At 60.1% G+C, this 11,041-nt stretch carries 10 protein-coding genes; 5 read left to right on the top strand and 5 right to left on the bottom strand.

From position 1 onward, the window contains the following. Nucleotides 1-24 precede the first annotated feature (24 nt). The 3 genes from N0Q91_RS29420 to N0Q91_RS29430 all read right to left on the bottom strand — a co-directional run bounded on the left by N0Q91_RS29420 (nucleotide 25) and on the right by N0Q91_RS29430 (nucleotide 3,837). On the bottom strand, nucleotides 25-1,263 hold the full coding sequence (locus N0Q91_RS29420; RefSeq protein ID WP_275598998.1) for a glycosyltransferase family 4 protein: 1,239 nt from the start codon (nucleotides 1,261-1,263) through the stop codon (nucleotides 25-27). Between the two features lie 54 nt (nucleotides 1,264-1,317). Beyond that, complete coding sequence (locus tag N0Q91_RS29425; RefSeq protein WP_275599759.1) at nucleotides 1,318-2,157, bottom strand: sulfotransferase family protein; 840 nt, start codon at nucleotides 2,155-2,157, stop codon at nucleotides 1,318-1,320. A 327-nt stretch (nucleotides 2,158-2,484) separates the two neighbouring features. Then, on the bottom strand, nucleotides 2,485-3,837 hold the full coding sequence (locus tag N0Q91_RS29430) for a lipopolysaccharide biosynthesis protein (protein WP_275598999.1): 1,353 nt from the start codon (nucleotides 3,835-3,837) through the stop codon (nucleotides 2,485-2,487). A gap of 413 nt (nucleotides 3,838-4,250) precedes the next feature. Between N0Q91_RS29430 and N0Q91_RS29435 the strand changes: the two genes are divergently transcribed. The 4 genes from N0Q91_RS29435 (at nucleotide 4,251) to N0Q91_RS29450 (ending at nucleotide 8,245) form a co-directional block, all read left to right on the top strand. Beyond that, nucleotides 4,251-5,504: a polysaccharide biosynthesis/export family protein gene (locus N0Q91_RS29435; protein ID WP_275599000.1), complete on the top strand. Its 1,254-nt coding sequence runs from the start codon at nucleotides 4,251-4,253 to the stop codon at nucleotides 5,502-5,504. A gap of 62 nt (nucleotides 5,505-5,566) precedes the next feature. Next, a complete protein-coding gene (locus N0Q91_RS29440; protein WP_275599001.1) occupies nucleotides 5,567-6,247 on the top strand; it encodes a sugar transferase in 681 nt (226 codons plus the stop codon). 52 nt (nucleotides 6,248-6,299) lie between these two features. Continuing rightward, on the top strand, nucleotides 6,300-6,986 hold the full coding sequence (locus N0Q91_RS29445) for a PIG-L deacetylase family protein (protein ID WP_275599002.1): 687 nt from the start codon (nucleotides 6,300-6,302) through the stop codon (nucleotides 6,984-6,986). 68 nt (nucleotides 6,987-7,054) lie between these two features. Continuing rightward, nucleotides 7,055-8,245 (top strand): DegT/DnrJ/EryC1/StrS aminotransferase family protein, encoded by a 1,191-nt coding sequence (locus N0Q91_RS29450; RefSeq protein ID WP_275599003.1) that lies wholly within the window; start codon nucleotides 7,055-7,057, stop codon nucleotides 8,243-8,245. A gap of 37 nt (nucleotides 8,246-8,282) precedes the next feature. On the opposite strand, the gene N0Q91_RS29455 is transcribed toward N0Q91_RS29450, so the two are convergent. Then, nucleotides 8,283-9,125: a sulfotransferase domain-containing protein gene (locus tag N0Q91_RS29455; protein ID WP_275599004.1), complete on the bottom strand. Its 843-nt coding sequence runs from the start codon at nucleotides 9,123-9,125 to the stop codon at nucleotides 8,283-8,285. Nucleotides 9,126-9,304: 179 nt separating this feature from the next. Next, nucleotides 9,305-9,580 carry a hypothetical protein gene (locus N0Q91_RS29460; RefSeq protein ID WP_275599005.1) on the bottom strand — a complete coding sequence of 92 codons (276 nt, stop codon included), beginning with the start codon at nucleotides 9,578-9,580 and terminating at the stop codon, nucleotides 9,305-9,307. A 49-nt stretch (nucleotides 9,581-9,629) separates the two neighbouring features. Between N0Q91_RS29460 and N0Q91_RS29465 the strand changes: the two genes are divergently transcribed. After that, the gene (locus tag N0Q91_RS29465) at nucleotides 9,630-10,820 is read left to right on the top strand and encodes a glycosyltransferase family 4 protein (protein WP_275599006.1); all 1,191 of its coding nucleotides are present in this window, start codon (nucleotides 9,630-9,632) and stop codon (nucleotides 10,818-10,820) included. Nucleotides 10,821-11,041 lie beyond the last annotated feature (221 nt).

Raw genomic sequence — 11,041 nt, forward strand, 5'->3', positions numbered from 1 at the left:
CGCCGGTTTGAGGGAATACCCCGTTCACGGGCCTACACTCGCAGAGCGCCGGATGGCGGTCACACCCATCAGTTCCTCGTAGACCGATGTAATTGCCTGCACGTGGCGCTCGAAACTGAAACGGGCGCGTGCCTCTTTGCGCGCGGTTTCCACGATGTGGTCGCGAAGCGCAGCATTGCTGAACAGTGCGAGGCAGGCCTTGGCGAATTCGTCCGGATCGTCCGCGCGTACGAGCATGCCGGTTTTGCCATCTTCGACCACCTCCGGATTTCCGCCGGAGTCGGCCGCGATCACGGGTGTGGCGAGCAACATCGCTTCGACAAGGGTTCTCCCGAGAGGCTCATTCACGGCAGTCACCAGCAGAGCATCCAAGCCCGCGATCCAGGGCTCTCCCGGGTAACGAAAGCCCATGAAGTGAATGCAATCCGCAATCCCGAGCGCCTCGGCACGCGCTCTTGCGGCGTCGTCCAGGCCGTTGAGCGCATTTCCGAAGAACAGGCCCGCAACCTTGGTCTCAGGCGAAAGCCGTTTCAGGGCCGCAACCGCTTCGACAAACAGGATCGGTCGCTTGCGATCGACCAGAGTCCCGACATAACCGAGCAGCTTCGTGTCAGGCGAGCACCCGATCGCGGCCAGCACGTTGTTGCGGGCTTCCACCCGCTCGAACCCGTCCATTTTTCTAACGTCGAAGGGACTGTGAACGACACTGCATTTGCCCGCGGCCGAGAAAAGCCCGGGGCGGGGCGATGCGAATTTAGATACGGCCACAAGGCGATTGGGAAGCCATGGCGCGACACGGCGCAGGCCGAACGAAGTCGCGTCGCCGCGATGATGCCAGAGATGCTTCGACCCTGCGACGCGCGCAGCGAGACCCCAGATGAGATGTGTGCGTCCATCATTCGTGTGTACGATCGAGGCATTGTTCGCTCGAAGGAACGGAACAAGCGCCGGAAGTGTGCGCATGACATTGACGACTGCGGCGCCGTTGCGCGGAGCCGCCCGCTCCAGGCGGTTCAGAACCGGAGCGGCCACGAAGTCGATACCTTCCCGGCGAAACAACTCTGCGACAGGTCCATCGGTGTGGTGCAGGACGACCAGCGGCACGAAACGCGATTTGGGGAGGTTCCGTATCAGGCCAAGGGAGGACATGTGGCTCCCTCCAACGAGGTCGCCGATGAAAGGAAAGCACACGACCGCCTGATCGCCGCCGTGTGTGCCGGGCGTTTCGGGTTGACGAAAATCAACTGCTGCAGAGTATGTCATTACCTTGGATCCCAAGAAGTGCTGAGGGTTCGACGACCGCGGCCACGCCGGGTGTCATTTCTCCAGGCTTCTGTTTCTCAGCCAGTCCGTCAGATCCCTTCCGACGAGGGCGCCGAGCTTTTCCGTCTCAGGCGCGAAGTAGTCGGTCATCCGCGCGCGCAGGTCGCGGCTGAGCGGTGCGTATTGAAGCTCACCGGCGATCAGCGAGCGCAGTTTCTTGAAGCCGGTATTCTGCCGGAATGGAGCAGCTACGGGTTTCAAGGGACGCAGGAGGCGGCGCAGGGTCGGATTGACGACCGGTTCCGACTTGTCCTTGACCTTTTTTGAAAGCGGCTTCAGCGGCACATCGGTTTCCAGCCCGAGGAAGCCGCGGACGCGGGCGAGTTGGACGCGGGCGTCGACCTTCAGGTCCTCGTAGAGGAGCACCAGAAGCTGCTCCATGGGGAAGCGATCGAGGTAGCGCTGCAACTGCTGAAAATAAAGACCGCCGTTCAGGAAGCGTCCGCCCGTTCCTTGTCGCGGATCGAGGTACTGGGCGATGTCGCGCCCGACCTCGGCGCGGCGATAAAGCATGCAATAATCGGAATAGGCCCGGTCCACCGGATTGCGAAGCTGCGCTATCAGGCGGGCCTGGGGCAGTTTTTCCTTTATTCTCTCCGCCGCTTCCGGCACATCCATGTAGGAGTTGGATTTTTCACCGCGCAGCCGCCGGTGCTCCTGGCCTGCGAAATGTTCCAGATACCATTCGTCGCCGCGCTCGTAATAGCGGCTGAAATAGTGCAGTTCGGGATCGGGCATGAATATGCCCGGGTCCTGCTGCAACGATTGCTGAAGCCACGTCGTCGCGCTCTTCGTCGCTCCGATGATCAGGAAGTCGATATCGCGCATTTCCATCTTTGGCCCTTTCATCGATCGCCTCCAGGGCGATTACACCGAAACGAACGGTTCGCCGCCCCCAACAGGGGCTTTGGTCCTGGGTCAAACAGTGCTTCCGAAATTCGCTAGCGTGAACGGGGTGCAGCTACGGCCGGCCGTCGGTATTTGAATGTATAGGTTGAGGTTCCGTGGCGAAGCAGCAGAATTTGCGCGAAAAATCCGGAAAAGCGACCTCAGTTTTAAGTGTTAATCCCAGCAATATTTGAAATAAATAAAATCTGGCGGCGAATTTCACAGAAAAATAGGCTGGAGGCAAGATGCTTCTTTAACTTTGTGTTTCAATCCTCACGGCGCAGGGGTTCGGCGGTAGCTCAGCATCATGGTGGACAGCCAGATCAAGGCCATGACGATGTGGGCGACGTTCGCCCCCATTGCGCCTATGACCGGAATAAGGGCGAATGCGGTCGCATGAAAGCCGATCGCTGCGATCGTGACGCTGCGCAGTATTTCGTTTTCGCGTCCCATCGCGAGAAGTGCTGAGCGGATGACCGCACCGCAAAGGGTCATGGTCACTGCGACCGACTGCACGACGACGAGGGGACCCGCAGCTGCGAAATCAGGCCCGGCGGCCCAGGTGAGCAGCGGGCCGATCACCAGGTAAAGACTGCCGATCAGCAGCAGGCCGCAACCGAGAAGCAGTCCCTGCATCTGCGCGACCGCGCGATGGAAGGCGCCGAGGGCCTTGGTTGCCCATGCCCGGGCGAGCTCCGGATAGAGGACTGCCTGAACCTGCACGCCGGCCTGCTGCGCGATGCGGCCGATGCGTTTTGCAATGTGATACAGGCCGGCCGAGGTCGGATCGGCAAGATAGCCGACGAGCAGCGTATCGAGCTCATTTGCGCTTGAACGAATGGTGAGCGAGAGGTTCGCCGAGATCGCGAACTTCCACAGACCCGGAAACCGCTTGGTAATGCCGCGAAGCGGAGCGCTCATCAGGCCCGAAAGGACGCCCTGCCGTCGCAGTTCGGCCAGCGAAAAAATCACTAGGACGACGGTGCCGAGGATCTGAGCCGCCATCCAGATCAGCGCGAATTCGAGCAGCCCTGCGCCGGTGGCGACGCCGATGGCGCAAAGAACGACCCTCAGCACGCTCGTAACGACCTGGCCATAGGCGATCGCCATGAAGCGCCCGTAGAGGCGCAGCACGGCGGTCGGCATGCCGGAGACCTGGAACGGCAGGACCGTGCAGTAGAGGATTGCGAGGTTTGCCCCGTCTCCCGAAATGCCGAACCAGGGCGCGGCCACCAAAATTAGCACGACGGCAACCAGCCATCCCGCCAGGGCCGCGGAAATATCGAGCAGAAGGCCGAACTTGAGCAGGGCCCGTATTTCGGTCGCATCGTCGGCGTTCTCCGCGAGCGAATGCGCACCATACTTGATCAGTGGTTGCCAGGACTGGAAGCTTACGATCCGCTCGACTGCGCGTGTGTACGAGAAGCACAGCGCGAGGATACCGTAACCCGCCGGGCCGAGTGCCCTGGCCGTGAGGGCAAAGCCGATAAGGCCGATGACCGAACTCAGAATGTTTCCCGTGAGCAGGTGCGCAATGCTTTGCAGGCGCTCCAGCATCGTTTTCTCTCGACTGAGAACTTGCCGCAAACCACCGAACTTCTTGAGAAATTTCTTTCGGAACGCCACTGGAGCCGCCTGTGATTAGGGATAAAAAATATCTGCAAAATGCTTCGTGCGGAGCCGACAGTCATACGCCGCTCGCGGCGGACCATGCGCCCTCGACTTTTCGTATAGACTTAAATGAATCGCGTCATTGGAAGAACCGGCGAAAACCGTGCAGACAAGCATGCACGCCGTCCGCATTTATTGCTAGAACCGCTATTCCCCCGCTAACGTTCTCCTCTAAAAACGCAATAAGTTTCAGTAAAGGATTGAATTAATATATGATTCTATATTTTGAGGACGATGCATAAAGGATCAAATCCGACATTGAAGCCGCGAATAGCTAAAAACCTTTGACGTGACAGCGCGTCGAAGAATATAGTCGCCCAATATTTTTTGGTAGAGTTTTCTTTATTCCTTTTTTTGGAGGTCGTGAGATGGGGATTTCACCGGCCGTTTGTGGGACGATTTTGCCCCGTTGGAAGCTTGGGGCGTTCCTGCTGCTGATGGTTCTATGGGTGCTTGCGTGCCCGATAATCGGGACAATGTCCGCTCAAGCTGATGAATACCGGCTCAACTCGGGAGATGTCCTGACTTTCGACTTCCTCGACGACGCCGACGTGCCGGTTACCGCGACCATCTCGGGCGCTGGGGCAGCGCAATTTCCGCTTATCGGCGCGGTCGAGATCGTCGGGCTCACGGTACCGGAGGCCCTGGAGCGGCTTCGTGGTGAGTACCGCAGGCGCGACATTCTCGTCGATCCGAAAATCTCCCTCGAAATTTCGACCTTTCGGCCGATTTTCGTCCTCGGAGAAGTCAAAACACCGGGCTCGTTTCCCTTCTACAGCGGGTTGACGGTCGAACAGGCCATCGGTCTGGCGGGAGGCATGCAGGTCGTTGCGGCAAACGCGTCCGACCGGATCATCGCACGCGCACGGTTGCGCGGAGAGATCGAGGGTGCCAGCGCCGAGATCGTCCATGAGGCCGTTTATGCGGCAAGGCTCGTGGCGCAGTTGAAGTCCACCGACAAGATCGACCTTGCCGACGTCCCGGAGGTCGCACGCGACTATGTGACCGGCGTTCCGCTCGATGGTGTCATAGAGCTCGAAGAAAAGATACTGAGGGCGGATCTGGCGGCCAGCAAGTCGCAAACGCAGATCCTGACCGAGGGCATCACCCAGGCGGAGGGTGGGATTGAGATACTGAACCAACTCATCCAGCAGCAAAAGGATGTGGTGGAGAACAGCAAGGAAGACGTGGGCCGTATCGCTACCTTGCGCAAGCGCGGCCTGAACACGGAAAGCGATTTGTCTCGCGCCGAGAATAATGCCTCGGCCGAACAGGCGCAGCTTCTCGAAACCTTCGCTACCCTTGCACGGTCGCGTCAGGAAATGAGTGAGTTGAAGCTGCAGCTGGCAAAGCTGGAAGCAGACCGTGAGAAAGACATCCTCACTCAGCTTCAGGCGCGTGAGATCGCTATCAAAAAGCTGATTTCCGGAAAGCACTCCGCCGAAGAGCAGATACTCCTCATGGCGGCTGTGGCCGAGGACGAGTCCAAGAAAAAACAGATTTCATACACCTATGAGATACGCCGAAATCCAGTTGGCGGTACGCCGGCCAGCATAAAGGCGTCGCCCTTGACTCCGCTTGTTCCGGGCGACGTGCTCACGGTGGCTATTGCCGGAATGTAAGACTTTAATTTCAGTTATTTTTAAAACACGCTTTAAGCGCCCTGCGCCAAGGGAATATTGAGTTGAAAACCTACAGAGAACCTGCGGCCGTCAGCTTTGGCTTGCCTGCCTCCTTGGGATTTTACCGTCTCAAGCGTTTCCTCGATTGCCTGTTTGCCGGAACCGTTTTCGTCCTGTGCCTGCCGCTCATGGCGGTTACGGCAGCGGTCGTTTGGGCTAGCCTCGGCCTGCCGCTATTCTTCACCCAGGCGCGTGCCGGTGCGGGGATGCGCGTCTTCACCGTTGCCAAATTCCGCACGATGACGGATGCGCGGGCGCCGGACGGCACGCTTTTGCCGGATGCGTTGCGGCAGACCGCCGCAACCGCTCTGTTGCGACGGCTGCGTTTCGATGAGCTGCCGCAACTCATTGCCGTGCTTTCCGGCGACATGTCGATGGTAGGTCCGCGCCCGCTTCCCTTGGCGACCGTCGCCGGCTTCGGCGAACTCGGCCGCATGCGCTGCCGCGTCGCCCCGGGCATGACCGGCTGGGCACAGGTAAACGGCAATACGCGACTTTCGGACGAAGAGAAGATCGCTCTCGACCTCTGGTATGTCGCACACGCCGGTCTCTGGCTGGATGCGCGGATCCTCCTGTTGACCGTGAAGACGCTGGTCACCGGCGAGCGGGTCCATGCACGGCACCTGCAAGAGGCCAGGGAGTTTCTCTCGCGTCGTCTTGGCGCGGAGACGCCGAAGGCGTGATGCGGCGGATGAGCACGCGCCGAGGCGACAATATTTTTGATCAGGAGGTTTTATGGGTGGCGGGCAGATATCTTTCGGGCGCACTCTGGTCGTGGCGCCGCATCCCGATGACGAGGTGCTCGGCGCAGGCGGGACTATCGCAAGGCTTGCGGCCGAAGGCGAAGAGGTGTTCGTCGCGGTCGTGACGGAGGGAAAGCCTCCGGCCTTCGATCCGGAGGGAACTGCGCGGATACAGGCGGAAGCGAGGCAAGCGCACCGCGCCTTGGGCGTGACGGAAACCATATGGCTCCGGCTGCCGGCGGCACAGCTTGCGGAAACGGCGCATGCGACCGTCAATGCCGCCTTGCTCGAGCTCGTTCGCCGGCTGTCGCCGCAAACCGTCTTATTGCCCTTCGTGGGCGACATGCACATGGACCATCAGTTGACCTTCACGTCGGCGCTGGTCGCCTGCCGCCCGCATCAGGCGGAATTCCCGAAGCTCGTTCTCGCCTACGAGACCCTGTCCGAGACCAATTGGAACGCGCCCTATCTGTCTCCGGCATTCGTGCCGAACGTCTTCGTCGATATCAGCGAACATCTCGAGGCAAAGCTCAAGGCGATGGAGATGTTTGCTTCGCAGGTACGCCAGCCGCCGCATGAGCGCTCGATTGCGACCCTCAGGGCGCTGGCGACCTTGCGCGGCGCGACCGTGATGCGGCAAGCGGCCGAAGCTTTCGTATTGGTCCGGCACGTCGTTTAGGTTGAGGAACGGCGTCACACGGAATTTCTCACTAACGCCATAAGACCCAATTCAATTCGGAGGGACAGATGGGACGCTGGCCGGTTTACGACGAGGAGCAGATCGAGGATGTCGTGTCGGTCCTCAGATCTGGCGAAGTGAATGCCTGGACGGGACCGCACGTACGCAACTTCGAGGCTGCGTATGAGCGCTTTCTCGGCGTAAAACATGCGGTGGCTCTCGCCAACGGAACGGTGGCGCTGGATCTCGCGCTCTACGCGCTCGGACTTGAGCCGGGCGATGAGGTCATCGTGACGCCGCGCAGCTTCATTGCCTCGGCCTCCACGGTGCCGATGGCGGGTGGAGTTTCGGTTTTCGCCGACGTCGATCGCGACAGCCAGAACATCACGGCGGAAACCATAAGGGCGAAGCTGACGCCGAAGACCAAGGGCGTCATCGTCGTACATCTGGCCGGCTGGCCCTGCGACATGCCCGCCATCATGGCGCTTGCCCGCGAAAAGGGGCTGTGGGTGATAGAGGATTGCGCCCAGGCGCACGGCGCCGAAATCGACGGCCGACCGGTCGGCAGTTTCGGTGACATCGCGGCTTTTTCCTTCTGCCAGGACAAGATCATCACCACTGGAGGCGAGGGCGGGCTCGTGGCGATGAACGATGACGAGCTCTGGAAGAAGGCCTGGAGCCGGAAGGACCACGGCAAATCGTATGACGCCGTCTACAACAAGGAGCACCCTCCGGGTTTCCGCTGGCTGCATGAGTCCATCGGCACCAACTGGCGCATGATGTCGATCCAGGCGGTCATGGGATCGCGTCAGTTGCAGCGCCTGACGGAATGGCGCAGCATAAGAGCGCACAACGCGGCCATTATCGCCAGAGCGGCCGAGGAGATCGAGGCTTTGCGCACGCCTCTGCCGCCCCGTGGGATTCAGCACGCGTGGTACAGGTTCTATACGTTTCTTCGGCCGGAGCGCCTGCGGCCCGACTGGAGCCGGGACCGGATCATTGCCGAAATCAACGGCGCCGGCGTCGCATGCTTCAGCGGCAGTTGCTCGGAAATCTACCTGGAAAAGGCTTTTGTGGACATCGGCATGGCCCCGGCGCAGAGATTGCCCGACGCGCGCGAGCTCGGCGAGACGAGCCTGGCCTTCCTGGTCGATCCCGCGCTCGATACGGCGGCAATGGAGAAGACGGCGCATGTTCTGCGGGAGGTGTTTGCAAGGGCCAGCATCGGAAGGCCAGCCCTCGATGCCGCGCGGCGTTAGAGCAGTTCTATCCGCGAACGGGCGCGCAGGTGCGGGGTCAGACGTTCAATCCCGTGTGGCCGACGAGACGTTTGGCGGCAACCGTCAGGTCGGCCGCGCACAAACGCTCGACCTCTGCGACCTGCGCCTCGTCCAGATAGTCCCTGAACCCACCTGCCTTGCCACGGCGCATGCGCAGGCTTTCCACGTCGTTCCGATCGTAGTCATGAGCCGGAATGCCCTCTACCCGTTCCCTGTCCTGCATGGCCTCGAAACGGCCGGCCTCGACCGCTGCCCGGAGCGCCGCTCGATCGACCGGACAGCGGAGAAATTCCAGCACCGCCTCGGTTCGTCCTTCCGTGTCGGCGGAGAGACCCTCGTAGCTCAGAACGAAGTGGGCGCGGTTGGACAAACCGGCTGCCCAGCCATTGAGATAACCGATCATCTTGGGCATGCCCTGCTCATGGTCCTTTATGAACTCCGTAAGGGTGCCGGCGAAACGGTGTTTGTGCCGGGTCGCATGAAAATAGGCCGACACGATCACGTCGCGCGGGTCTCTTACCATCATGATGACGGGGCGCCTGAGGAACAGGCTGGCGCGATGGTCCAGGTGACTGACAAGGATCGTCGGGATTGCGTCTTTCGCCTCCCGGAAGCGGTAACCCGGCATTCCGCGCACCGGGTCGAGATCGAAATTCGGTACGATCGAGAACATGTTATGAAGGTCTATCGGTTCCGATACGCGCGCGATCGTCGCGAGATAGTGGGAAAGAACGTACCGAAACCAGGTGCGGCCGGATTTTGGATAGGAGATCAGGAAACTGTCGGCTTGAGCGGCATAGGAGGTAAGCCGTACCCGCTTCTCCACCCGACGCCATGCCCGCCTGAGAATACTTGCCATCGTCTGTCCCTCAAATTGAGTTCACCGGCGCGCGGTGCACGCATGGGTAAATGTAGTTTAGGTGCGATGATCGCGCAGAATAGAAGAATATGTGGTTTCAGAAATAATTCTACATCCCATTTCATGATGGGGCGTGGATTGAAAAAAAGAAATTCTTTGCGTGTGCAGTGGTCGCGCGTCTAGTGTGCTATTGATTCTTTGAAACAAATAATTAAGTTTACGATACCGGTCGGCCGGCGGCTGGCAATTTCAGGCATTCGTTTTAGCAATTTGAATATGAAATGAAAAACAAGCATTCTGTCAATAACGTGCTTGCATAGGGCGTGGGAGGCGCGCCCGGTAACATTCCAACCGGCATTGATGAAGATCGTGATGTTTTGCATCGCGAAGACGGAATGGAGGCACCAGATGATGTCCCTTGGGCGAAGAGAAACCGTTGCTGCGGCGGCAGCCATGACACCTGTCCGTGACGCTCGCCGGGTTTCAGGGGAGGGGTATTTCGAAATGAGCGACAGTTCGGATTTCCCGCCGCATGAGGCGTCGAATATATCCGGAGCGCGGGTGACGATCGTCCTGCCGGGCCTCGGCGCCGGCGGCACCGAGCACGTGGTGAACCTGGTCGCCAACCATTGGGTTCGGCGCGGCTGCACAGTGACGCTCATCACCCTCGAACCGCCGAATGCGAAACCCTATTACGCGTTGGATCCAAAGATCTCGATCGAGCGCCTGGGTCTGCCGCCTCAAAGGGCTGCGAAACTCATGGCGGGGGTTCTCGTGGTCAAGAGAATTCATCGCCTGCGCTCCGCCATTCGCCGCTCAAAGCCGGATTTCGTCCTGAGTTTCCTGACGCGGACGAATGTGCTTACGCTGCTGGCGACGATCGGACTGGCGGTTCCGGTTATCGTTTCCGAGCGCAACAATCCGGCGCTCCAGCCTTTCGGCCCAATCTGGAAATGGGCTCAGCGCCGTCTGTATCCGCGCGCGTTCGGTCTCGTGACGATGACCAGGGGCGCGCTCGACTATTTTCCGCAGAAGATGCGCAGCAGGGGGTGGGTGATCGCCAACGCCGTCGACCTGCCCGGCGAATGGCAGAAGAGACGCGGCAGCAATATCTTGACCGCGGTTGGCCGGCTCACGCGTCAGAAGGGCTTCGATCTCCTGATCGAGGCCTTTGCGCGGATTGCCACGCGGCACCCCGAATGGAAGCTCGTCATCTGGGGTGAGGGCGAGGACAGGAAATCGCTCGAGGCACTGCGGGACGCGCTGGATCTGAAGGACAGGGTCGAGTTGCCGGGAGTGACGCAAAGACCGGGGCTATGGGTGGAGACGGCGGATGTGTTCGTATTGTCGTCCCGTTACGAGGGATGGGGCATCGTCTTGCTCGAGGCGATGGCTGCAGGGCTTCCCGTGGTTTCCTTTGAATGCGAGTGGGGCCCCTCGGACATGGTGAAGCATGGCGAGGACGGGATCCTCGTTCCCAGCAACGATGTGGATGCGCTTGCCGAGGCACTGTCCAGGGTGCTCGGCGACGGTGAACTCAGGGGTCGCTTGGCTACCAATGCCGAGGCGAGCGCCAAGAGATACTTGCCGGAACGCATACTTTCGCAGTGGGACGCAGTCGCGTCGTCGGCCCTGAAACACTCGGCCCGCGAACATGCCGCCACAGTGTCGGCCGCTGAAGCCGGTTCCGCTTGAACCGGACCATAATCCGGAGAGCCTTGCGCAGGCCTACAGCGCCGCGCCCTACCGGGCGCGCAAAGGTTGCTGTGGTACTTTGATCTGCTGCATGTCTCCTTTGACCGGCTGCGACCAAAGAAGACATGCACGCGCGCCGGCGCTTCGGCGCGGGACCCCGATCATGCATCCTTCGGAGTGCTAAGGGATTGCGGGGTGACGCGTATGTGTTGATATGCCAC

The organism is Sinorhizobium prairiense (genome assembly GCF_029201645.2).
In the GTDB taxonomy this organism is placed as follows: Bacteria; Pseudomonadota; Alphaproteobacteria; order Rhizobiales; family Rhizobiaceae; genus Sinorhizobium; species Sinorhizobium meliloti_A.

Bases quoted from the DNA above. Each gene is read 5' to 3' on its own strand.
- N0Q91_RS29460 (WP_275599005.1), bottom strand. From the start codon at position 9,580: ATGGCTGCCGCCGCAGCAACGGTTTCTCTTCGCCCAAGGGACATCATC.
- N0Q91_RS29420 (WP_275598998.1), bottom strand. From the start codon at position 1,263: ATGACATACTCTGCAGCAGTTGATTTTCGTCAACCCGAAACGCCCGGC.
- N0Q91_RS29425 (WP_275599759.1), bottom strand. From the start codon at position 2,157: ATGGAAATGCGCGATATCGACTTCCTGATCATCGGAGCGACGAAGAGC.
- N0Q91_RS29445 (WP_275599002.1), top strand. From the start codon at position 6,300: ATGGGTGGCGGGCAGATATCTTTCGGGCGCACTCTGGTCGTGGCGCCG.
- N0Q91_RS29465 (WP_275599006.1), top strand. From the start codon at position 9,630: ATGAGCGACAGTTCGGATTTCCCGCCGCATGAGGCGTCGAATATATCC.
- N0Q91_RS29435 (WP_275599000.1), top strand. From the start codon at position 4,251: ATGGGGATTTCACCGGCCGTTTGTGGGACGATTTTGCCCCGTTGGAAG.
- N0Q91_RS29450 (WP_275599003.1), top strand. From the start codon at position 7,055: ATGGGACGCTGGCCGGTTTACGACGAGGAGCAGATCGAGGATGTCGTG.
- N0Q91_RS29455 (WP_275599004.1), bottom strand. From the start codon at position 9,125: ATGGCAAGTATTCTCAGGCGGGCATGGCGTCGGGTGGAGAAGCGGGTA.